Raw genomic sequence first — 23107 nt, 5'->3', positions numbered from 1 at the left:
CAGTATGGGGCGAGTATATTTTGAAAGAAATATACTCAGATTATCCAGAGGGTGCAAATCCCTTATCGGCAAGTTGGTGAAGCCGATTAGCAAGCCGCAAGCTGGTTCGTCGTGAGGCGTGCAGTGAAGAAAGCGGGACTGCAAAAGCCTGAACTGACGAACAGAAACTGCATAAGAGGCAGGGAGTCGTGGGTAAGCAAGCACATCTTTGCAAAGCCCCTGGCCAACAAACGACTCTGTGTAGATGCAGCAGGATTAGGTGGAAGGATAAGCGTCTTACCTGGGGAGGTCTCGTCCTGTCGTGTACAGGAGGAGAAGTCAGCAGCGGTCATAGTAGTCACCTGGAAACGAGCCGTAAGCGCTACGGAGGTCTCACAGGGTGATGAAGGACCAAACGTTAAGTTGCCCGAAATCCGATAAGGAGGTTCAAACGCAGGAGTTTGCTAGCCTTATCCCAAACTAGGGCGAGGGCACAGCTGGTGTAAAGAGCGGCTGCGCTATCCTTATCGAACCGCCGAATACGAGATCCGTACGTTCGGTGGTGTGAGGGGTGCACTGGCAGTCAATTGGCTGTCAGCCATCCACTCGATTACCTGCTAGATTTTTTGATTTGCATACTGTCTTTAGCCTCGCCAAAATAATTTTTCTCCCATTCTGATATATCCTGTTCTTCAATTAATTTAAGCCGCGCCTTTTCAGCTTTAGGTGCGCTGTATAAAAAGAAGAATAATAGAATTCCCATATAGAATAAAAGAGCTGAAGCGATAACCCACAATCTCTGCTTGTGCAACTTTGCATAACCTTCACTCTTTAGGCTCCAGCCCCATAGTATGGTTGCAGGAAGCCGCAGAAACATAAAAAACAGCTCTATTGGATCATAACTCACCATAGCCCTTTTCTTCATCTCGCATTTCTGCTCAGCTTGATATTTTCTAATTAATTTTTCAGCAGTTTTCTCTTGCTCCTTTACGGACACACTTCTTTTTACCAGTTCTGCCTTAGCCTGCTCGACGGCTTCTGGCTGCCATTTATCAGGAAAGTTTGCAATCTCAATAAGCTCATCTTTTCTCCTTTCTACTATTGGTGGATGAAATTCCATAATAATATCTTACAGGTAACTAGGGGATAAACGGAAGTCTGTTCCGGTTATTTGTCGAAAACGCCCAATAACCGGAACTGGACTAACGAATATAATATGTAGCAATTTATATATAAAATAGCCTTAAGGAAATTTTATTTATCCTATCAAAGTACAAATACTAATGTCTCCTCCAATTGGTTGGGAAGGGAGTTTCTCCTAATAACCACTGTTATATTTAGTAGAGGTTTTTCCAGGTAAAGTACTAATTTTATGCTAGTTCAAGGAATTCTGATCAAGCCTAAAAGCCCTTTATGTCAAGCTAAAGAATCTTTTTTCTAAATTTTGAAATGACAATCCATAGAGCTGCTATAACCACCAGTCCGACTATAAAAAAGAAGGCTATATCTTCATACTTTTCATCCATGAAATTGTTGGGAACATAAGAGAGTGCAAATCCACCTATAAGGGCAATAATGATTCTAATAGACTTCATATTTTTCTTTTTATAGTATATATAACTGGTGCATGAACCGAAGTCTTCGAAATTTACTAAATCAAGAAAGCGGCTCAACGTTTCCGCACCTGTGAAAGTGCCATAGTCCCTCCCTCCAGAAGCTTTTAAACGGGGTTTCTATTATACCCTAAAAAGGCTCCGGAAGGGCAATTCCATTAGAATAATTACGCCTCTTTATTTAGCCGGAGCTTCTGCTGCCTGGGTAATACCATCAAGAACTGGACGGATCTTATTGGCTTGCTTCATCATGTCGTACAGTTTTTCCTGGTCGTTGCTCTGCAGGTATTGCTGGAAACGTTGCAGGTAAAAAATATACTCGCTCAGAGCCTGGCTCAAGAACTGCGAATTCTGCTCAAAAATAGGTGCCCACATGTCGGGGGAGCTTTTGGCAAGACGTACGGTTGAGGCAAAACCGGAGCCGGCTAACGTAAATATGTTTTTCTCGTCTTTTTCGGCATCGAGCACGGTAAGGCCAAGCAAAAAAGAACTCACGTGCGAAAGGTGCGAAATGTAAGCCACCTGCTTGTCGTGGTCCTCCGGCTGCATAAAGATGGTGTTCATGCCCAGCGTATCGAAAACCTGAAGTGCTTTTTCAATGGCATCATCTGAAGATTTTTCGCGCTCGCAAATTATGTTCATTTTGCCCTGGTACAAACCTTCCAAAGCAGCGGCGGGGCCGGAGTTTTCGGTACCGGCAATGGGGTGGGCAGCCACAAACTGCTGCCGGTTCTGGTGCTCTTCTACAGCCTTGCAAAGCTGACTTTTGGTAGATCCGAGGTCAATTATTACGGCTTGAGGCGGAATAATATCAAGCAGGGTGGGGAGCAACTGCCGGATAGCTGTAACCGGAATTGCTAAGAAAACAAGATCAGAGGCAGCAACAGCTTCTTTTATCGGTAGCACCGAATCGACTAAGTTTAGCTCCAGCGCTTGCCTGGCGTTTTCGACGTTTTTATCTACACCGATAAAAGTGAGCGACGGATCTGCTTTGCGTAGGTCTTTGGCAATTGACCCGCCGATAAGTCCTAACCCTACTATAGTAACTATTTTCATATACATTCAGATTAAAGGGCCAAAGTCTGGCACAGCTTCGATAAAGCTTGTTGATTGCTGCTCATACTTTTACAGGAATGTTAAAAAAGTAAAAGAATATAAATTAAAAGAAATATCCTAATTGGTAATAAATTTTACTTACATCTTACTGTCAGAACATGTGCTTCGCTCGCTAAAAGCAAAAATGCACAGTCAATTGGCTGTGCATTTTCGCTTTTATTTTATAAAGCATTAACCTCAGCACTTTGCAAACATTGGCTGAAGTAAAGCTAAGAAATTAAATTCTACTAATGAAACTAGTCTTCCAGAGACAACAGGTGCTTGTAGATAATAGGTTAGTTCTGGTAAACTTCTTCGTTCGTACCGCACTTCAGCATGCTTTTTCCATAATACGGGTTACGTATCTCTTTTTCGGAGCTGAGCCAGTAGGCACCTTTGTCGTTAAAAGCCATAGGGCAATGCTGGTAGTATAGTTCAGCATCTGCTGCTCCAAAAGCTTTTGTCAGGGCAAAAGTAGCTTCGGATAATTCCTCTAATTGTTGACGCTGAGCACCTAAGTCTGTGGTACCGGCAATGCCAGAGGCAGTTTGCTGCACGGTAGCAGTTTTATCTTCGGCAAATTGCTTTTGCTCACCTGTCAGTGTGGCTACCGGCATTGAGTTGGTTAAGGTAACTATTCTTTCAGCCGCTGCTTTTGCATTACCGGCATTCTCTGCTACCAATGCATCTTTTAGTGTCAGGTATTCCTTTAGCAACGAGGAAATCTGCGTTTTAACAGGATCAGGAACCGAAGAGTAGGAGGGTGCTTCCACAACTATATTTCCAGTGGCAGCATCTTCATGGGTAGCATGCGCCTGCTCATGCGAATCGGTTGCCTCGTTTTTATTTTCTGAGGAGCAGGCACTAAAAGTTAAAACTGCCAAGGCGGCTGCATATACAATAGATTTTTTCATGTCTGATAGGTTTATGTGTTAAGAAAGCACAAGCCAGTATGCAATATTGCGGTGGCCCTAGCTAAAATGCAAAGTTAGAAATAAGTGTCTAATAGCCGATAGTTTATTTACTTTAAGCATGCACTTTGGCTGCAACAGCTTTGCTCGATGTTTCATGCTGCTTCTCAAATGCATAAACAATGCTGCCAGTGTGCCTGGTTTGAATTGTACTTGTTTTCGGCACTTGCTTGGTCCTCAGTGTTATAGGGAGAAGCTAAATTAAAAGTAAAACAGACCGGTAAGCTTTGGTTGTAGCAACATATAAGTACTTACAAAAACAAAATATCCGTATTTATACAAAAAATTGTATGATATTGGTTACATTTTTGTTATATTGGAGTTACTAACGAAACAAACCCATACTAATTTTCTATATTTCGCTTTTTGGTTCGGGCACTTGCTTTTTGCACTGTACTCCCTATAGAATTGGAGGATCATGGCAACGTACCAGCAAGCAAATATGCATCTACAAGACGCTTTTTACCTACCACTCCTGGTGCTTATAACTTCCATAAACGGAGCAGTTTAAGAGAGGGAGTAGCTTCTTTATCGAAAAAACATAGTCGGCAGAATGCTGCTGACCTCAAACGCAGTAATCTGCCATCTTGCTCTACTAATCCAACGGCAAGCTTCCACACTGGGGGCGCTGTAGAACCTATGCTCATTTAATTACCTGGAAACTGCTTAATGATTAAAATCGATAAAATTCAGCACACCATACTTTGGGTTTTCCTGATTGCCTTTTTAGGCAGTACCTTTTTTGCTTTCAAAGCTTTTGTAGACCTTAAGAATGCCTACCTACGCACCGACAGCGAGATTGTGACGCTTCGTATGTTGCAGGCTGTTGATAACATGAGCAACAACCTGTTTGAAATCAACGAAACCCAGAACAACTTCCTGCTAACCAAAGATCCTTCTTACTTACTGGCCTACAAACAGGCTATGAGCAAGTTCCCACAAATTCGGGAGCAGATACAACAGGCAGGGGTTAAAGACAGTCTGGAACAAATACATATCCAGAAGGCCTTGTTTTATGCACAGCAATTTGTGGACCTGGCGCATAATGGTATTCCGAACACTACCCAAACAATTCTGGCAACCACTGGTTCAGGCTGGCTGGAGCAGAAGGCAAACTTACTTGAGCAGGTAAGGCACTATATTTCCCTCATAGAAAAACAGGAGCGAAAGAATTTTGCTTCAACCGACCTGGCTCGCGTTTCCAAAACAAATCAGGCACTGCTGGTATTCATCCTTTTTTCGGTAGGGATGTTTTTATTTTTTGTCATCAATTTTATGTTGATCCGAAGAACCCTTTATGCCCGCAGAAAAACAGAAGAGGCGATCGATGAGAACCAGAAGTTGTTTTCTACGCTGTTTTACAAAAGCCCGGTAATGCTTACGCTGATGGATGCCACCACCTATAAAATAGTTGATGTAAACGAATCGGCACTAAAATTTTTTAATAACAGTAAAGCCGAGGTAATTGGGAAAGATCCGAAAGAAATTAACGTAATGCTGGACCCGGTAGCGGAGCGAAAAATAAACAAACTCCTTGATAAGAATGAAAAGGTAAAGGATTTCGAAGCTAAAATTGTGATGAGCAATGGCGAAGACAAATACATGAGCTACAGCATCGACAAAATTAACTTGGGCGGAAAAGAATACCTCTTGCTGGCATACCTCGATGTTACAAGCAAGAAGCTCTCGGAAATGAAGTTAAAAGAAAGTGAAATACTATTCTCCACGCTCTTTTACAAAAGTCCTGTCAATTTTTTTATAATCGAACTTTCTACTGGCGAGCTGCTAAATGTTAACGACAATTTCTTAAGCTTTTTTGGTTTTAAAAGAAAAGAGGTGGTGGGCAAGTCAACAAACGATCTAAACATTTGGGTAGACAACAACAACCACCAGTCTCTGGCCGCCAACCTGCAGCACATAGGAGAAGATAACCAGGAACTGCTCGTGAGAAAACGAAATGGGGAGCTGTGTTACATCCTGATTCATGGGGAGCAGTTGCAGCTCTACGGAAAAGAGTGCATGGTAGGTGCCTTTGTAGACATTAACGCCTCCAAATTAGCCGAAACTACGATTAAGCGCCTCAATGCTACCCTCGAACAGAAGGTGCAGGAGCGAACTAAGGAAATTTCGGATTATAAGTATGCCCTGGATCAATCTTCTATTGTGGCCATTACTGACCAGTCCCGCGTTATCCGGTATGTAAACAATAACTTCTGTAGAATTTCGGGTTACAGCAGGTTGGAGCTTATAGGAACGAAAAGACCAATTGTAGACCCCTGGCTACACTCAAAAGAGCATGTAGAGGAGTTGGAGCAGGCCATGCAGGAAGGCAGAATCTGGAAAGGAGAAACCCGCAACTATGCCAAAGACGGCTCGCCCTACTGGACAGATACTACCATTGTCCCTTTCCTGGACGAGGAACAAAGGCCATATCAGTTCCTCTCGATCAGGTGGGACATTACAGACAAAAAGAAAGGCGACTCGGCTTTGCTGCAGGCCATGCACGACCTGGAACTGAGCGCCAACCGCCTGAAGGAAGCGCAGGCTCTGTCGCACCTGGGTAGCTGGGAGCACAACTTCCATACCGGAGAAAGTGTGTGGTCAGACGAAACATTCCGGATTCTCGGCATTTCTTCGGACCAGACATCGCCCTCGCTAGATGCCTTTTATGCCCTCGTGCACCCAGAAGACCTGGCGGGGGTGTACAAGGTGAGCAAAAATCTTTCGGCCCATCATGCCAATTCTTCTTATGTGTGCCGCATTATTCGAAAAGACGGTGTAGAAAGGCATTTGTACATTGAGTTTGATGTGGTGCTGGATGAGGATCAGCAGTTGGTTCGCTGGAATGGCATTCTGCACGATATTACGGAGCGGGTGCTGGCCCAGCAAGAAAAAGATAAAGTAACAGCAGACCTGATACAACGAAACAAAGACCTGCAACAGTTTAACTACATCATTTCGCACAACCTGCGCGCGCCGGTGGTAAATATTATGGGCCTCACGCATTTAATGGACAAGCTGCAGCCGGACAGCGCCAAGTTCGAAGAGTGCCTGAAGGGCGTCCGCCTTTCGGTGTTGAAGCTGGATGAAGTTATTATCGACCTGAACAACATACTGCAGATACGCCAGGAAATAAACGAGGCAAGAGAGTATGTGCGGCTTACAGAGCTGGTGAACGATGTGGAGGCAGTGCTAAGTAACCGCATCCTCTTTGAGAAAGCAGAAATAAGAACACAGTTTAATGGGCTCGATCAGATTTATACCCTAAAAAGCTATCTCTACAGTATCATCTATAACCTGGTGTCTAACAGCATCAAGTACCGGCAACCAGACCAGCATCCGGTTATAGAAATTACCGGCGAGCACCATGACGGCAAAGTGAGGTTAATGTTCCGTGATAATGGGCTCGGCATTAACCTGGAAAAATATGGAGACAAAGTATTCGGGCTCTACAAACGATTCCATTTTCATACGGAAGGAAAGGGGATGGGCTTGTTTATGGTAAAAACGCAGGTTGAAATACTGGGAGGCAAAATAAGTGTGGAAAGTGAGGAAAAGAAAGGAACAGTATTTACGCTGGAGTTCGAGGCGCAAGAGGTTCTGCAGGCTGCCGAGATATCGCACTCAGCTTTGTTTTAGAGAGTTGCTTGTGAACGGTAATGTCTGCCAGCAAACTTGTGCAGTAGCCCCTTCAGTTGAGTAAACGCACCTCCAATTCTTTTAATGAAAATGGCCTTCCGGAGCTTTGCCAGATACATAAGGCAGCAGCCGCTCCTCTGCTTACACACTCCTGATTTCTAATTTTAAATTAGGTGCAGCCAGTAAATTCTGCTAATAAAAAATGCCTTCCGGAGGCAATTTTTGCTCCGGAAGGCATAGGGTATTAATGTGTTCAGATAAGACTATGCAGAATTTCGTTCGGCGTTAATAATGCCAAAAGAACAGCGCATCACCAATTTTTCGTACTTGGCTTTGTTCTCCAGCTCCAGTTTCTGTTCTTCCATTTCCCGGATTTTGGTGAGCGCGAACTGCTGTATGGTTAACAAAGGCAGCTCAATGCGCTGACGCATCTGAATAGAAAGTTGATTTACCGGCTTATCCTCCATTAAGGTAGAAGTGCCAGCCATACGGAGCAGACAGCTGCGGGTGCGCTCAAACTCTTCGTAAATCATGTTCCACAATTCGCCGTATTTCGGGTGCTTAGCCAGGTAAGCTGTTAGCGGGAAAAAGCATTTTGTCATGGCCATCTCGCAGTTGTCCATTAAGGTTTTAAAGAACAGCGAGTGCTTGTACATGGCTTTTATTTCTTCCCATCGGCCTTCTTCTTCCAGCTTTTCGAGGGCGGTGCCCACACCGTAGTAGCCTGGCAGGTTCTGCTTTAGCTGACTCCAGGAGCCCACATAAGGCACGGCGCGCAGGTCGTTAAGGTTCATTTTGCCAGGTTTGCGCTTAGACGGCCTGCTGCCAATGTTGGCCTCGGCATAGTAGCGCAAGGGGCTGGCGTACATCAGGTACTCCAAAAAGTTCTCGTGGCTCTTCAGCGTGCTGTAGGTCTTAAAGCTTTCGTCCGACAAGCGCATGAGCAGCTCTTCTTCACTTGCTGTAAGAGTGGTTTCTTTTGTATGAAACAGGGCGTTGCTGATGCCGGCATGCATGAGCTGCTCAATGTTAAACTGCGCAGCATCTGGTGTGCCAAAATTAGAGCTGATCGTTTGCCCTTGTATGGTCAGCTGTATCTCTTTGTTCGAAATGTTACGGCCCATCGAAGCATAGAACTGGTGAGTTCTGCCACCGCCTCTGGCTGGCGGTCCGCCACGGCCATCGAAGAACACGACCTGCACATCATACTCCTTAGAGAGGTAGCTAAGTTCTTCTTTCGCTTTGTAAATGCTCCAGTTCGCCATCAGATAACCACCGTCTTTGGTGCCATCTGAGAAACCGAGCATAATGGTCTGAATATTATTTCTTCTTTTCAGGTGCTTGCTGTACACCTCGTGGTCGTAGAGTGCTTTCATAACGGCACCGGCGTGTTTAAGGTCGTCGATGGTTTCGAAAAGCGGCACAATATCTACGTTCAGTTCTTCCGGCTTCCAGCCACTCAGCATAAACAAGCCATACACTTCCATTATATCCAGTGGTTTGGTGCTGTGGCTGATAATGTAGCGGTGGCAGCCAGACTCACCATTGTGAAGTTGGATGTTTTTTATAGCCTTCATGGTTTCCAGCGTGTCCTGGTACAGCTCGTTTTCGAGTACGTAAGGAGGCACGGTAGAATTAATTTTCAGCAATGCTTCCAGCTTCTGCTCATCCGACAGGTCGTCGTAGTTGCGGGGTAGGGCAGAAGTGGTTTCGGCAATGGCCCGCAGCACCTCAGAGTGAATGCTGCTGTCCTGTCTGATGTCGAGAGAAGCGAAGAAAAGCCCGAACAGCTCCACTTTATAGATTAGCGTATCAACCATGTTCAGGAACAGGCTGTTGTGCTCATTAACCAGCTTGGCCCGGATGTGCTGCAGGGTGTGCAATACTTCTTCTTTGCTCAGGTCGAGGTTATAGCCAGGCACAAACAGGTTGTTGTAAAGCCTTTCCTCCAGCGCAACCAGCACGTTAGAAACTCCCTTAAAGGTAAGTCTGCGCTTCAGCCTGCGAACATCAAGGTAATACGATTTAATAATGGCTCCTCGCAGTGCGTCGGCCACTTTGAGCGTGGTAGGCGCATTTACAAAAGGATTACCGTCTCGGTCTCCACCTGGCCAGAAACCCAAGTGAATTAACGGGTTATCTCGGTTTACCTCGTTCGGAAACTGGCTGTAGAGGTAAGACATAATATTGCCTGCCGATTGATAAAACACATTCTCCAGAAACCAAACCAGGTTCATGGCCTCATCATAAGGCGTAGGTTTTTCGTTTTTGAAGAAAGGTGTTTTTCCTAGCTGGCGCAGGTAGCTGTTTACCTGCGAAGTATTGTCGTTGAGAAGTGCTTTAGAAAGATCGTTTATGATACCAAGCACCTCGCTAGGGTAAAATTGAGTGGGGTGCGCTGTTAGCACCAGCCGCACCGAAAAGTCTTTCAGTTTCTCGGCCAGCTGCTCTTGCGAATTAGTATGCAGCACCTCCGATTCCAGGTGTTTGAGTGTACCAATGCCGTTCATGTCGTGTATGTCGCGGTATGCGGCATCCTCCAGGGCATCGAACAATACCACCTGTCTTTCGGCATATTGCACAAAACGGAAAAGCAAGTCAAGCATTTCCTGCTCCGTTTCGTAAGTGGTATACTGCTTCACAAAGGAGGTAATAACCTCGCTGGGACTCTGCTTTTTGCTGAAGCCTTCTTCGCAATGAATCAGGAACACAGAAAGTAAAACGCCAGTTTTTTCAACTCTGTGAAAAGGGAGAGCCGTAAAGAGACTGTTGTAGAGCTGAAATTTAAGACCTACCTGCTTATTGTAGATTTGTAAAGTGGTGTTGGCAGAAGTATCCATAAATTGATATTTTTTGCAATAATAGCCTTTTTTTAAGCATTTAATACAATAAACGGTATATTGTTTTCAAATTTTCGTAAGAATTTAAAGCAATTTCACATTATTAGCTGCTTTATCCTGTTTGTACTCCTGCAGTTGCTGTGGTACCTGCACCTGGTATGCCTGCCGCTTAGCAGCAAAAAGCATGGCTGCCGAAAAAGGCAAATGCCCGATGCTCATGTTTTAAATTATTTAAATGAAAACCGCCTTCCTGAGCAGTTTTATTCTATTGGAGACCTTGGGTTGCTTAGAGCCAGTAAAAGAAAGAAACAACAAACTTAACTACCCTGCAAAGGCCGCCCGTTAATGGCTGCAGTACCAGGCGGCTAAGGCTAAAGAAGAACTATATGAGAGTAACTTTTGAAGAAATGAAAGACCAGTTTCAACGGGTGCTGGTGAGCGTAGGATTTAGTGAAGAAAGGGCAGCCCTCTGTGCCCGTATTTTCGCTGAGAACAGTAGAGATGGTGTGTATTCCCATGGCTTGAACCGGTTTCCGGTATTTGTGCAGATGGTAAGAGACGGGCACATTCATGTAAAGGGAGAGCCGGTATGCCTGGAGCAAAACGGCGCAGTTGAGCGCTGGGATGGACAGTTGGCTCCTGGAATGTACACGGCTACCCGGGCTATGGAACGTGCCATAGGTCTTGCCAAAACTCACGGGCTAGGCGCTGTGGCTGTTAGGAATACAAACCATTGGATGCGCGGTGGCACCTATGGCTGGCAAGCCGTGGCAGCTGGCTGCATAGGTATTTGCGCCACCAATACCATTGCCAATATGCCACCCTGGGGCGCTACCGAACCGAGGCTAGGTAATAACCCGCTGGTAATGGCGGTGCCGAGGCAGGAGGGGCCGCTGGTGCTGGATATGGCGATGTCGCAGTTTTCGTTTGGTAAGCTGCAGGAATACGAACTGAAAAATAAAACGCTTCCTGTAGACGGAGGCTTCGACCAGAATGGCGAACTAACAAAAGACCCGGCAGCGATTCGTGAAAGCTCGCGGCCGGTACCGATCGGGTACTGGAAAGGATCAGGTTTATCGCTGATGCTGGATGTGCTGGTGGCCTCGCTGAGCGGTGGGCGCACAGTAGCTCAAATAACTGCAGAAGGCACTGAGGCAGGTGTGTCGCAGTTTTTTTTATGCATCAAAGCTGATACCCTGGACCAGCGCATCAGCGAAGAAATAATTGAGTATGCCAGAACAGCGCAGCCAGAATCAGAAGATGCTTCCGTACGATATCCAGGTGAAGGTACTCTGGCTACCAGACGGCAGAATGAGAAAGAGGGCATTCCGGTGAATGAGGAGATTTGGCAGCAGGTGCTGGGGCTTTAGTGGTGCCTAAAAGCAAAAAGGTGCGGGAGTAATACTCCGCACCTTTCTTAACATATCTACATCAGGTTGTTGATTAAGAATCAGGTTGTTAATTAATAATTGTCATCTCCCTTTTCCTCTTACCCCTTTTTTGTCATCCTTGAAGGATCTTGTGAACGAGAGGCTTTAGCAATTGCTATAGTCTTTAGGCCAAAGTACGTATAGTTACTTTTCCTGCTGTGACCTCGGAGTGAAGGTGTTGCATTGCCTCAGTCATTGTTCTTTTTGTCTTGATACAAAAAGAACTAAAAAAATCAAGACGATTTTGAACTCGCTGGGTGCGCCCGGCAGAGTTGTTCCCTGTAGCTTTCTGCCGCAATAGCTGTGTTTATTGTTAACTCTCTTTCAATAAAATTATTCTAATGAATTGGGCCTTCCAGAGGATTTATAAGATGGAAGGGTTAAGGGCTTTTTCTTATGCTAAAGTTATTTCTCCACGACTTTGATTAAGGTGCCTTTCTCTAGCCTGTCGTCCAACTGCATGCCATTCAAGATGGCTAGTTCGTTCAGTTTGCTGTCGGGCATGTTAAAAGAGCGAAGCACCTGCGAAAGCGTAGCTGCCTGTGCCACTGTTTTTATTCTGATGCGGTCTGGCTTTCTGTTGATTTTCTCCTGATCGGTAAGCTGCTTAAAATTTTCCATCGTGCTGGAGAAGAGAGGGGCATAGGTGTTAAAATCGTTCGCCGTGGTAATACCCATTATGCTGTACATATTGCCGCCATACTGGATGAGATAGGTCAACGTTCTGATAACCCCTTGTTCCTGTTTCTGGTCTGCGATTATGGCAAGGGCAGGCAAGCCGTTTACTGTCACCTGCTTCGACTCTACCACCTCCAGCTTGTATTGCTGCAACATTTGCTGTCCGGCTTCTTCCAGCGTTTTGCCCGGGGCCAGCGTCAGTGACATTACTGCCTTGCCGTCTTTAGGTACCATCTGCACCTGCTGCGGTGAGTTTTGGTAAGCCCAGGCGGTAGGAATCGGGAACTGGAACTTCAGCTCCGGGTGGTAAAATACCTGGTTCTCCACAAAGCCTTGTTTAGGGTCTTCGCCATACACCATGCCGTCTATCATTTTCAGGTAGCTGTTACGGTTAACCTGCAGGTTGGTGACGTTTTGTTTCTGCTTTTCCTGTGCGGCCAGCTGGTTTACGGTGTTGTAGCGGTCCCCGGGGTTCGGGTGCGTCGACATAAAATCTGGTACGGCCTGCCCACTACCTTCCTGTTGGCGCTGCAGCGTAGTAAAAAAGTCGGCCATTTCTTTGGCATCGTAGCCTATTTTGGTAGAATATTCTACTCCCAGTTTGTCTGATTCACGTTCATCGTCGCGTCCGAATTTCAGGAACAAAAGCCCAAGCCCTTGCGAGGCTGCATCGCCTAGCTGTGCAATCTGAGGCGATACCACCATGCCCACAATCAGGCCGGCCTGTGCCAGAATACTTTTGCTCTGCTGTTTGGCAGAATGCCTTGCCGTAATGTGCCCGATCTCGTGGCCTAACACTCCGGCAAACTGCGCCTCGTTGTTAAAATGAGCCATAATACCACGCGTAAAATAAACATAGCCACCAGGCACAGCAAAGGCATTTATAACAGGAGAGTCTACTATTTTAAATTCGTACTGCAGGTTTTTGCGATGTGAAACAGAGGCCATTTGCTGGCCTTTCTCATTAATGAACCGCTGCATGGCCGGATCTTCATAGAGGCCAAATTGCGCCACAATTTGTGGGTCTGCTTCTTTGCCCATCGCTATTTCCTGGCTCTCCGACATAAACATGACATCGCGTTTCCCGGTAACAGGGTTCGTGGCGCATGAGTTAAATAACAGTATATTCCCGGCCAACAGGCCAGTAAGCAGATATTTTTTCATCTTGCTTTTTAGGTTAGTAGGTGAAACAAATCGAACGCAGCGGTTGCTGCTATTCCTGAGCAACGGCCATGTGTTAAAATAGTTGCTCCAGCTTGTGTATTATAGCTTTTCCCGGATTACAGGCAGGTTTAGCTGTTCTGTCTTTTAACTTACCAAGACCGTTGCATCAACTATACAATATGCGACCCCATAGCTAAATATTGTAAAAAGAATAAAGCAGAAAAATGTACAACAGATGCGAAATTTCTGAAAAACCGGCACGATTAGCAATACTTATTAAAATGTAATACTAGGCATTTCTTTTTCTTCTCTTAAGTTCAGTCAATTTCGTTTTAACTAACAATAATTACACTTTACCACAATTTTTGTCCATTCTGGAAACCTTTTTCTTTAATTGCAGATAATATAATTATACCGTTATATATTATTTCATTTAATGTATGAAGAACTGATACACTTTAATTATTCCCCAAGGGAGCATTAACAGCTTATTATTTAGCAACTAAAACTATTTATAGCAGATCCTAAGTAGGAGTATTTATAGCTTCTATGCCCTTATTTCATCCGCGTTACCTGATCCAGCTGTACTGCTCCTGCTAAAAATTATAGGCTCGCACCATCTTCTGCTGGTAAGAAACCTGGCAGACTCACTTATACAAACCAAAAGTTACACACATGAAACAAACTTACAGTATAATTTTACTGATTGGCCTCTGGGTAGGCTTATCCGTTCAACTTTTTGCGCAGTCAGACAAGGCTATTTTGCTGGGCACCCTATCGGAGGTTTCGGCCGCATACCGGGCTAAGGTGGTGCAGCCCAGCACGAGGGGCAGGTCAGCTTCAAACAACAAAATAACGCACCAGTTGCCAGGGCAGGAACAGTTGGTTATCTCTGTTCAGTCTAGCAAACAGAAAGGAAATACAGAGACATTTTATGGGGAGGTAGAGGCTGCTAAAAAGAGTAGCTTCTATTTGAAAATTGCGGATGATCAGGTGGCTGGTTCCATCATGTTGCCCGATCAGAAAAAGCTGTACCAGTATGTGTCTACCGAGCAGCGGCTGGTGTATTTACAAGAAGTCGACATAGACTCTGTACTTTGTATCGGTTTTCCGGAGGGGCCAGATAGTGTAGTATCTTCTAAAGGCGCGCCCCCCATCATTCCGCTGCTAGAAAGTTTACCCGGAGCGAGATCGGTTATTTTCCTCGATTTTGATGGGCATACGGTAACCAATACCATCTGGAACGATAATTTTAACCAGGGAGAGCCAATTGTAGCTGAGCCCTCCGATTTAGCAGTACCAGAAATGGTGGAGGCCTGGAAAATTATGGCGGAGGATTTCAGCCCCTTTGAACTAAACGTTACCACCGACGAAGCTGTTTTTAACCGGGCTTCCCCAGATCGCCGCATGCGGGTGATTTTTACACCTACCGACTACTTTTATCCAGGCTGGGGTGGGGTTGCTTATATTGGATCTTTTAACTGGGCCAACTCCTTTTATGGCGAAACACCTTGTTGGGTCTGGAATTCTTTTCTGGGTAAATATGCCGGCGAAACAGGCTCACATGAAGTGGGCCACACCCTCAACCTGCTCCACGATGGCCGCAACAACCCTCCGGAAGAGTATTATTACGGGCTCGATAACTGGGCACCCATTATGGGAGCAGGCTTTTTTGTGCCGGTAGTGCAGTGGAGTAAAGGCGATTATCCTGATGCCAATAACTTTGAAGATGATTTAGGCATTATAGCGTCGTTTCCCGGAGTATCGCTTCGCACAGATGACCATGGCAGCACGAGTAGCACCGCGACCCCACTGCTGCTGACGGAAAGCGGGGATTTGCAGGAAGGAAAAAACAAAGGCTTAATAACCACGCGGACGGATGTGGATGTCTTTTCTTTTACTACTAGCGGAAGCACCGTTAGATTATGGGCATCTCCACTCTCTGAGCATCCCAATTTAGATATAGGTCTCACTCTGAAAGATGCTGATAACCAGGTAATAGCCATTAGCGATGACAGAGGGATGAGCGCCATTATAGAAACGGATTTAGACGCAGGAACTTATTACTTGCACCTGGAGGGGACTAAAGGCAACTATGGAGCCCCTTCCGATTACTCTTCCATAGGAGAATACGTTTTATCCGGCACCATTAATGACCAGAGTAAGCCTATTATTACAATTACGTCTCCACAGAATGGCGACACCTTTACTGCGCCTGCCACCATAGAAGTAACCACAACGCATGATCAGACATACCCTAACCTGGTAATGGTTGTGTTCCTAGCAAACGGAGAAATAATTGGGGAAGATAGAACAGCACCATTCTCCTTTACCTGGTCTGGAGTAGGGGAAGGTACCTATAATATTATGGCACAGGCAATCGATCCCAGGAATGGAGTCGTAGATATTTCTACTGTTACTATTCATGTTGCACCCGGTGTGGCTTCGGGTGGCATTACCAGAGAACTATGGACCAATGTGCACGGGCCGGCCATAGGCAATATTCCTTTCGATACCAAACCCACCAGCGAAGACGAGCTTCCGGTTTTTGAGACACCAGCCAATATTGGCGACAACTATGGTCAACGTGTGCGAGGATATGTTCAGGCACCGGAGACGGGCGAATATACCTTTTGGATAGCCGCCGATGATGTGGCAGAACTCTGGCTCAGCACCTCTGAAAATCCTGGCCAGAAAATGAAAATTGCCCAGGTAGACCGCTGGACAAACCCAAGGGAGTGGAATAAACACGGCACGCAGCAGTCAGGCAAGGTGATGCTACAGGCTGGTAAACGCTACTACATAGAGGCGCTGCACAAAGAGCAGGGTGGAGGCGATCATTTGGCTGTAGGCTGGCAACTTCCTTCCGGATCAATGGAAAGGCCCATTAGTGGCGACCGCTTGGCGCCCTACGATGGCATCGGCACTATCTCTCAGGAACTCTGGACAAATGTACATGGAACGGGCACAAGCAGTATTCCGCTCCAACGCAAACCTAATAGCACAAGTGAGTTAACAACGTTTGAAGCTAGATCGAACATCGGCGACAACTACGGGCAAAGAATCAGAGGCTTTGTGCGAGCACCCGAAACAGGCGAGTATATTTTTTGGATTGCGGCAGACGATGTGGCAGAGCTCTGGCTCAGTACCTCCGAGGATCCTGCTCAGAAAGTGAAAATTGCGCAAGTGACTAGCTGGACAAATTTGCGACAGTGGACCAAATACGAATCACAACAATCGGTGGCCATACCACTAGAAGCAGGCAAACGCTATTACATAGAGGCGCTGCACAAAGAAGGGGGCGGTAGCGACCACCTGGCTGTGGGCTGGCAATTGCCCAATGGAAGTATGGAGCGGCCTATCGGTGGTAACAGACTAATGCCTTATGATGGCACCGGAACCATTTTGCATGAGTTCTGGGCAGAGGTGCATGGGCCAAGTATTTCAACAATTCCCCTGGAAAGTAAGCCAACACGGGTTGGAGAGCTAAGTATATTTGAAACCCCTTCCAACATCGGAAATAACTACGGCCAGCGGGTGCGGGGCTATGTGCGAGCTCCGGAAACAGGCGACTATACCTTCTGGATAGCCGCCGATGATGTGGCAGAGCTTTGGCTCAGCACCTCCGAGGACCCATCCTACAAGCAGAAAATTGCCCATGTAGAAAGCTGGACCTACGCACGACAATGGACCCGCTACAATGCACAACAATCTGAACCCATTCGCTTACAAGCGGGCAGGCGTTATTATATAGAAGCGCTGCACAAGGAGCAGGGCGGCAGCGATAACTTGGCCGTGGGCTGGCAGCTACCAAGTGGTACCTTGGAGCGCCCTATAGGCGGCAACAGATTGTCGCCATTTGAACAGGGCCCACTTGTAGAAATGCTCGCTGCTACACATCAAGTTGTAATTCAGGATAGAGAAGCCTTTTCAGTATATCCAAATCCTGTGGCTCCGGGGGGCACAGTAAAACTGGCGCTGGAAGAAGTTTACCCTAGGGTGCGCGTTACCTTCTATGAGCTGAGTACCGGCAGAGCTGTTCTGGCGCAGGAGTTCCAGGATGCACAGCACCTGCAACTCGACCTTAAAACGGTGGCGAAAGGCTTGTATGGTGTAAGGGTAGTAACTGACCGTAAATCCTGGACAAGTAAGCTGGTCGTGCAGTAGATTGTTGGGTTGGGAGGCGTAGGCTGCCCATGACTCACATCCTGAAAAACCTAAACCTGGCGGAAGACCTCTTCATGCGCCAGGTTTAGGTTTTTACAGTTTCTGACGAACTCTTCTTTGTCATCTTGAAAAGAGCTTGTGGGCGAGAGGCATCGGCAAAGGCTATTAGCTTTAAAGTCTAAGTTTACATGGCTGCTGCTACTTCCTCGCTAGTGCGAGCTTGTAGCTCGTACTTTTATGCCAACAGTTTAACTATCTAACGTGATCGAGATTTGCTTGCAATTGCTTTTAGCTTTTTAATTTAAGTTCGCATAGTTGCTGCTAAGGTGTTAGCCATAGCTATTTGTTTCATTGCTTGTTTTCCTGTTCTTTTTGTCTTGATACAAAAAGAACCAAAAAAATCAAGACGATTTTGAACTCGCTGAACGCTCAGACAAAAAATCGTCGACTTGTGCACATGGCTCAGGTGTTCTCACTGTAGCTTCCTGCCGCAATACCGCAATACATTGAGTATGCTTAGCTACTAGCTAAATTATTATAATAAAAATGGCCTTCCAGAGACTTATAATGGCAACAACACCTAAGGCCTGGAAGGCCATTTTCTATCATACGAGCTTACTTAGTAGCAACAGCCTGAAAAGTGTCGAGTACATTAGTGATTATTTGCAGAAGAGCAGTAGGATAAACGCCAATGCCTACTAGCAGCAAGGCAAGCAGGGTAAGCGTGCCCATACTCGCTACATAAATAGAGGGCCGCAATTTATAGCTGGTGATGGTAGTAGCATCATCTGCTGTCTGAAACATAACGGCTATAATTTTGATATAATAATACAGCCCGATAACGCTGTTTATGACCAGTGAAACTGCTAACAGCCAAAGCTCTGTACGTACACCAGCTGCCAGAATATAAAACTTACCTACAAAGCCTCCTGTAAGCGGAATGCCAGCCAGAGAAAGCAGCATAGATGTAAAAATGGTTGCTGTCCAGGGTCTGCGCCAGAGTAAGCCTTTGTAATCGTTGAGTTGTTCGGCATCGCGCACCTTATCGGAGAGCATGGCTATAATACCGAAAGCACCCACGGTAGTAATAAAATAAGCCACCAGGTAAAAGGTAACGGCCTGCACACCCATTTCATTGCCTGCCAGGAAAGCTACGAGCAAGTAACCCATATGGGCAATAGAAGAATAAGCCAGCAGGCGTTTTACATTGTTTTGCATCAACGCCAGCAGGTTGCCCACAAACATAGAGGCAATGGCAATAACCGTAAAAATGAGCAGCAGCACAGGGTACCGGAAACCATCCACCTCCATAAAAAACCGTATCAGCAAGCCAATTATACCACCTTTCGAAACGGTAGCAATAAAAGCCGTGACAGGGGCGGGAGCGCCTTCGTATACATCAGGCGTCCACATATGAAAGGGTACCACGCCAAGCTTAAAACCTACGCCCACAATCATCATCCCGAACCCGGTAAGAAGTAGTAGTGGAATTTCGTCAGATGCAGCAATAGAGGTGGCTACGGCAGCAAATACCATGGTGCCGGTGCTGGCGTAGACAAGGGCCATGCCAAACAGGAGAAAGGCAGAAGAGAAAGCGGCCAGGATCAGGTACTTTATGCCGCCTTCGTCGGAGCGTTCACGTTTTCGGAGGTAGGCGATCAAAGCATACAGCGCTACACTCAATATCTCCAGGCCCAAAAACAAAGAGGCAAAATGGGTACTCATTACCAGCACGCAAGCACCGAGCGTAGACAATATCAGCAGGAGGTAATACTCTTCCTTCCGCTCCTCCCGCTGCTCAAAGTAGGCATACGACAGCATGCTGATAAGCAGGGCCGTAAGCAGTACCAGTCCCATATAAAACACCGCAAAACCATCTATAATAAAAAGAGGAGCGATGGCATAAGCTCCCTGCACCTGCAGTTCAAACAGAGCACCAAAGGCAGCCAGAAAAGACAATGCCGTAATGACATAAATAATTTTATGATTACGCCAGACCGAAATCACCAGCATGTTAATGATAGCCCCAAATGTCAGGATGAGGAGGGGCATCAGGTGGAGAAAGTCATTTGCGTTCATAAAAAGCTCCTTTCAAATTTTGAAAATAAACAGAGTCTGCTGCGGGCAGGTAAAGAGCTGTTTGGCTGACAGGCTCCACTTCCTGCGGCACCGAAGGCTTGTTATAGGCTTGCAGCTGCGCCTCAATAGCCGGTTTGGCCAGGTCGAGCACTGGCTGCGGGTAGAGGCCAAGCCAAAGAATAAGCACCAGCATGGGAGCGGCAATCAGCATCTCGCGCACGTTCATGTCTGGTAGTACTGTTTGCTCCAGGTTTTTCTCTAAAAATATTTTCTGCATGATACGCAGCGAGTAGGCCGTAGCCATAACCAACCCGATAGTGGCAAATACCGTGAGCCAGTTGTTTGCCTGCCAGGCCCCCACCAGTGTCAGAAACTCGGCAATAAAGTTACCCAGCCCAGGCAAGCCAAGCGAGGCCATGACAAAGACCAGCGCCACCACCGCCATCTTAGGAGCCGTGGCCCAGAAACCGCCCATTTGCCGGATATCGCGGGTGTGCAGGCGCTCGTAGAGGAAGCCAGCCAGAATGAACAGGGCTCCGGTGCTGAGGCCGTGGGTAATCATCTGCATGACCACGCCCTGCAGTGCCCACTCATTAAAAGCGAATACGCCCAATATTACAAAACCCATGTGGCTCACGCTGGTGTAGGCAACCAGCCGTTTCAGGTCGGTTTGTGAGAAAGCGAGAATAGCTCCGTAAATAATACCGATTACCCCCAGTAGCATGGCCCAGGGGGCAAATTCTACTGTAGCCGTTGGGAACAGAGGCAACACGAAGCGCAGCAATCCATATGCTCCGGTTTTAAGGAGGAGGCCGGCTAATATCACACTGCCTGCTGTTGGTGCCTGCGAGTGGGCATCGGGGAGCCAGGAGTGAAACGGCACCACCGGCAGCTTTACCAGGAAGGCAGCCAGAAAACCAAACATAAGGAACCGGGCAGCTGCTGGTGCCAGTGTGGTATTCAGGAGTTCAAAGTAATTAAATGTGAAGGTGCCCGTCTGATTGCCATGAATAAAGTAGAGCCCCAGAATAGCCAGCAGCATGAGCAGTCCGCTTGCCTGCGTAAAAATAAAAAATTTGTAGGCGGCGTAGCGTCGGTTCTCGTGCCCCCAAATGCCGATAAGGAAGTACATCGGAATCAGCATCACCTCCCAGAAAAAGTAGAACAGAAATAGATCCATGGCTAGGAAAACACCGGCGATGCCCGCCAGTACCCACAGCAGGTTGAAATGGAAAAAGCCTACTTTGCTTTGGATCTCCCGCCAGGAGATCAACACCGCGAGCAGCCCCAGAAAAAACGTGAGCGACAGCATGAGCAGGCTCAGCCCGTCCAGCGCCAGGCTAAAGCCAACACCCCACTGCGGTATCCAGGGGAGTTCCAGTTGCAGGAGCCAGGCGGAGCCGGTAGGGGAGGCACCCGTGTTAAACCACAGCATGAGCGTGAGCAGCAGGGCAGTCAGCACCGTAAACAGCGCAATCCAGCGGGGAGAGGCGGTGTGCCAGCGTTGCGCTATCCAGGCAAGCAGTCCGCCAGCCAGCAGCAGCACGATAAGCCAGAGCAGTATCATAAGAGTATGGTTATGGTTAAGATCATGATGGCGCCTACCACAATGCCCATTACATAATTCCGAAGCAGGCCACTTTGCGAACGCGTAAACAGTAAGTGAAACGACTCTGTGAGCCGGGCAACAAAGGTGTAAAAGCTATCGACTACATCTTGTTTATTTACTTTTGCCAGGAACACGTAAGGGTGCACCAACAGCATGTCGTATAGCTTGTCGAAGCCCCAGCCGGAGTGCCAGAAGCGGTGCACGGCCATGGCCAGGTCCGAACGATGGAGGCTGGCCCGCAAATCCGGTTTCTTCAGGTAAATGAGGTAAGCGATAAAGATACCGCTCAACGATACCACTGCTGCCAGCAATTGCAGCATCCACTCATACCGACTAAAATCTGGCACTACACTAACGGCAGGCAGTATAGGCGACAGAAAATCGGAGAACAGCACCACGTGCCCGAAGTTGTGTGGCAGCTCAATAAAGCCACCCGCCAGCGAGAGTACCGCCAGCACAATCAGCGGCACCCGGATGGCTAATGTTGGCTGGTGCCCTACGTGGGTTTTGCTTTCGCCATAAAAGGTGATGAACACCATTCGGAAGGTGTAGATAGAGGTGATGAAGGCTCCGAGCAAGCCGGCCAGGTAGAGCCAGACATTGCCATTTTCGCCTGCCAGCTGCAGCCACAGGATCTGATCTTTGCTATAGAAACCAGCCGACACCAGTGGAACGGCAGCCAGAGAGGCCGCCCCGATCAGAAAGGTCCAGAACACCACTGGTAGTTTCTTTTGCAAACCGCCCATGCGGCGCATGTCCTGCTCATGGTGCAGTGCCAGGATAATGGCTCCCGCGCATAAAAACAACAGGGCCTTAAAGAACCCATGAATCATAAAATGGAACACGGCCGCCGACCAGGCTCCCACACCCAGTGCCAGAAACATGTACCCGATCTGGCTGATGGTGGAGTAGGCAAGCACCCGTTTCAGGTCGTATTGGGTGAGGGCAGCGCAACCAGCCAGCAGCAAGGTAACGGCCCCTATAACAGCCACTGCCATTTGCGCAGCTGGTGCCAGTTCAAAGAGCACGTGCATGCGGGCAATCAGGTATACACCGGCTGTTACCATGGTGGCGGCATGTATCAGGGCACTAACAGGCGTAGGACCTGCCATGGCATCGGGCAGCCAGGTCTGCAAAGGCAATTGCCCCGATTTGCCCACGGCTCCTCCCAAAAGTAAAAAAGCGACAATGACTGCCATTTTTGCCCCTGCATCCCAGACCTGCACCGCTTCGGTAGATATACTTTGGATGTGCAACGTGCCGAAAGTTTGGAAGAGCATGAACAACCCGATGGCCATGGCGGTGTCGCCAACGCGGGTAATCAGGAAGGCTTTGCGGGCAGCGTAGCCATTCGCAGGCTCTTTGTACCAGAACCCAATAAGCAGGTAAGAACATAAGCCTACGCCTTCCCAGCCCAGGTAGAGCAGCAGCAGGTTATCGGCCAGCACCAGTACCAACATAGACCCTACAAACAGATTCATGCAGGCAAAAAAGCGGGTGTAGTCGGGGTCATCGGCCATATACTCGGTGGAGTATACATGAATCAAAAATCCAACGAACGTAATAACGAAGATAAACACCATCGAGAGCGCATCGAGGTGAAAGGCGACAGACGGGCTAAAGCCAGCCACGCTAAACCAGTTCCAAAGCTCCTGGTGGTAAAATGCGGGCCTTTCAGACAGGTATTCAAAGCCCAGTAACAGGGTAATAGCTGCCGATATACCCACACTGCCCACACCTATGGCGGTTACCAGGGCACGGGGCAGGCGGGAGCCGAAGAGCACCAGCAGGAGGGCACCGGCAAAAGGCAAAGCGGGAATTAACCAGAGGAGTGCTGCCATAC

Annotated in this window: 13 protein-coding genes; 3 read left to right on the top strand and 10 right to left on the bottom strand. The window is 47.3% G+C overall.

The window, feature by feature from the left end:
- Nucleotides 1-589: 589 nt before the first annotated feature.
- The 4 genes from ACMA1I_RS14330 to ACMA1I_RS14315 form a co-directional block, all read right to left on the bottom strand.
- Entirely contained in the window at nt 590-1099 is a 510-nt protein-coding gene (locus tag ACMA1I_RS14330) for a hypothetical protein (RefSeq protein WP_337069069.1), read from the bottom strand.
- 301 nt (nt 1100-1400) lie between these two features.
- Nucleotides 1401-1574 (bottom strand): hypothetical protein, encoded by a 174-nt coding sequence (locus ACMA1I_RS14325; protein WP_337069068.1) that lies wholly within the window; start codon nt 1572-1574, stop codon nt 1401-1403.
- 195 nt (nt 1575-1769) lie between these two features.
- Nucleotides 1770-2648, bottom strand: a complete 879-nt coding sequence (locus ACMA1I_RS14320; protein WP_337069067.1) for a prephenate dehydrogenase — start codon at nt 2646-2648, stop codon at nt 1770-1772.
- Nucleotides 2649-2983: 335 nt separating this feature from the next.
- Nucleotides 2984-3601 (bottom strand): DUF3347 domain-containing protein, encoded by a 618-nt coding sequence (locus ACMA1I_RS14315; RefSeq protein ID WP_337069066.1) that lies wholly within the window; start codon nt 3599-3601, stop codon nt 2984-2986.
- A gap of 726 nt (nt 3602-4327) precedes the next feature.
- On the opposite strand from ACMA1I_RS14315, the gene ACMA1I_RS14310 reads away from it, so the two are divergent.
- The gene (locus tag ACMA1I_RS14310; RefSeq protein ID WP_337069065.1) at nt 4328-7297 is read left to right on the top strand and encodes a PAS domain S-box protein; all 2970 of its coding nucleotides are present in this window, start codon (nt 4328-4330) and stop codon (nt 7295-7297) included.
- Between the two features lie 263 nt (nt 7298-7560).
- Here ACMA1I_RS14310 and ACMA1I_RS14305 read toward each other — a convergent pair whose 3' ends face one another.
- Nucleotides 7561-10137, bottom strand: a complete 2577-nt coding sequence (locus ACMA1I_RS14305) for a phosphoenolpyruvate carboxylase (RefSeq protein WP_337069064.1) — start codon at nt 10135-10137, stop codon at nt 7561-7563.
- A gap of 84 nt (nt 10138-10221) precedes the next feature.
- Nucleotides 10222-10356, bottom strand: coding sequence for a hypothetical protein (locus ACMA1I_RS14300; protein ID WP_337069063.1), 135 nt, complete (start codon nt 10354-10356; stop codon nt 10222-10224).
- 167 nt (nt 10357-10523) lie between these two features.
- Between ACMA1I_RS14300 and yiaK the strand changes: the two genes are divergently transcribed.
- Nucleotides 10524-11507: a 3-dehydro-L-gulonate 2-dehydrogenase gene (yiaK, locus tag ACMA1I_RS14295; protein WP_337069062.1), complete on the top strand. Its 984-nt coding sequence runs from the start codon at nt 10524-10526 to the stop codon at nt 11505-11507.
- A 465-nt stretch (nt 11508-11972) separates the two neighbouring features.
- Here yiaK and ACMA1I_RS14290 read toward each other — a convergent pair whose 3' ends face one another.
- Complete coding sequence (locus tag ACMA1I_RS14290; protein ID WP_337069061.1) at nt 11973-13409, bottom strand: M48 family metalloprotease; 1437 nt, start codon at nt 13407-13409, stop codon at nt 11973-11975.
- Nucleotides 13410-14084: 675 nt separating this feature from the next.
- Here ACMA1I_RS14290 and ACMA1I_RS14285 point away from each other — a divergent pair.
- A complete protein-coding gene (locus ACMA1I_RS14285) occupies nt 14085-17576 on the top strand; it encodes a PA14 domain-containing protein (RefSeq protein ID WP_337069060.1) in 3492 nt (1163 codons plus the stop codon).
- Between the two features lie 615 nt (nt 17577-18191).
- On the opposite strand, the gene ACMA1I_RS14280 is transcribed toward ACMA1I_RS14285, so the two are convergent.
- From ACMA1I_RS14280 to nuoL, 3 genes are read right to left on the bottom strand one after another with little or no spacing between them, the layout of a single operon-like run.
- Nucleotides 18192-19655: an NADH-quinone oxidoreductase subunit N gene (locus tag ACMA1I_RS14280; protein ID WP_337069059.1), complete on the bottom strand. Its 1464-nt coding sequence runs from the start codon at nt 19653-19655 to the stop codon at nt 18192-18194.
- On the bottom strand, nt 19642-21222 hold the full coding sequence (nuoM, locus tag ACMA1I_RS14275) for an NADH-quinone oxidoreductase subunit M (protein ID WP_337069058.1): 1581 nt from the start codon (nt 21220-21222) through the stop codon (nt 19642-19644). The genes ACMA1I_RS14280 and nuoM overlap by 14 nt, the downstream gene beginning before the upstream one ends.
- The gene (gene nuoL, locus ACMA1I_RS14270; protein ID WP_337069057.1) at nt 21219-23105 is read right to left on the bottom strand and encodes an NADH-quinone oxidoreductase subunit L; all 1887 of its coding nucleotides are present in this window, start codon (nt 23103-23105) and stop codon (nt 21219-21221) included. The genes nuoM and nuoL overlap by 4 nt, the downstream gene beginning before the upstream one ends.
- Between the last annotated feature and the right edge of the window lie 2 nt (nt 23106-23107).

The sequence above is a fragment of the Pontibacter sp. 13R65 genome (genome assembly GCF_047525655.1).
Taxonomy (GTDB): Bacteria; Bacteroidota; Bacteroidia; order Cytophagales; family Hymenobacteraceae; genus Pontibacter.
The sequence above is the reverse complement of the archived record's forward strand: the minus strand, read 5'-3'. Positions and strand labels throughout refer to the sequence as shown.

Excerpts from the sequence above, each read along its gene's own strand:
- ACMA1I_RS14330 (WP_337069069.1), bottom strand. The coding sequence starts at position 1,099 with ATGGAATTTCATCCACCAATAGTAGAAAGGAGAAAAGATGAGCTTATT.
- ACMA1I_RS14325 (WP_337069068.1), bottom strand. The coding sequence starts at position 1,574 with ATGAAGTCTATTAGAATCATTATTGCCCTTATAGGTGGATTTGCACTC.
- ACMA1I_RS14320 (WP_337069067.1), bottom strand. The coding sequence starts at position 2,648 with ATGAAAATAGTTACTATAGTAGGGTTAGGACTTATCGGCGGGTCAATT.
- ACMA1I_RS14315 (WP_337069066.1), bottom strand. The coding sequence starts at position 3,601 with ATGAAAAAATCTATTGTATATGCAGCCGCCTTGGCAGTTTTAACTTTT.
- ACMA1I_RS14310 (WP_337069065.1), top strand. The coding sequence starts at position 4,328 with ATGATTAAAATCGATAAAATTCAGCACACCATACTTTGGGTTTTCCTG.
- ACMA1I_RS14305 (WP_337069064.1), bottom strand. The coding sequence starts at position 10,137 with ATGGATACTTCTGCCAACACCACTTTACAAATCTACAATAAGCAGGTA.
- ACMA1I_RS14300 (WP_337069063.1), bottom strand. The coding sequence starts at position 10,356 with ATGAGCATCGGGCATTTGCCTTTTTCGGCAGCCATGCTTTTTGCTGCT.
- yiaK (WP_337069062.1), top strand. The coding sequence starts at position 10,524 with ATGAGAGTAACTTTTGAAGAAATGAAAGACCAGTTTCAACGGGTGCTG.
- ACMA1I_RS14290 (WP_337069061.1), bottom strand. The coding sequence starts at position 13,409 with ATGAAAAAATATCTGCTTACTGGCCTGTTGGCCGGGAATATACTGTTA.
- ACMA1I_RS14285 (WP_337069060.1), top strand. The coding sequence starts at position 14,085 with ATGAAACAAACTTACAGTATAATTTTACTGATTGGCCTCTGGGTAGGC.
- ACMA1I_RS14280 (WP_337069059.1), bottom strand. The coding sequence starts at position 19,655 with ATGAACGCAAATGACTTTCTCCACCTGATGCCCCTCCTCATCCTGACA.
- nuoM (WP_337069058.1), bottom strand. The coding sequence starts at position 21,222 with ATGATACTGCTCTGGCTTATCGTGCTGCTGCTGGCTGGCGGACTGCTT.
- nuoL (WP_337069057.1), bottom strand. The coding sequence starts at position 23,105 with ATGGCAGCACTCCTCTGGTTAATTCCCGCTTTGCCTTTTGCCGGTGCC.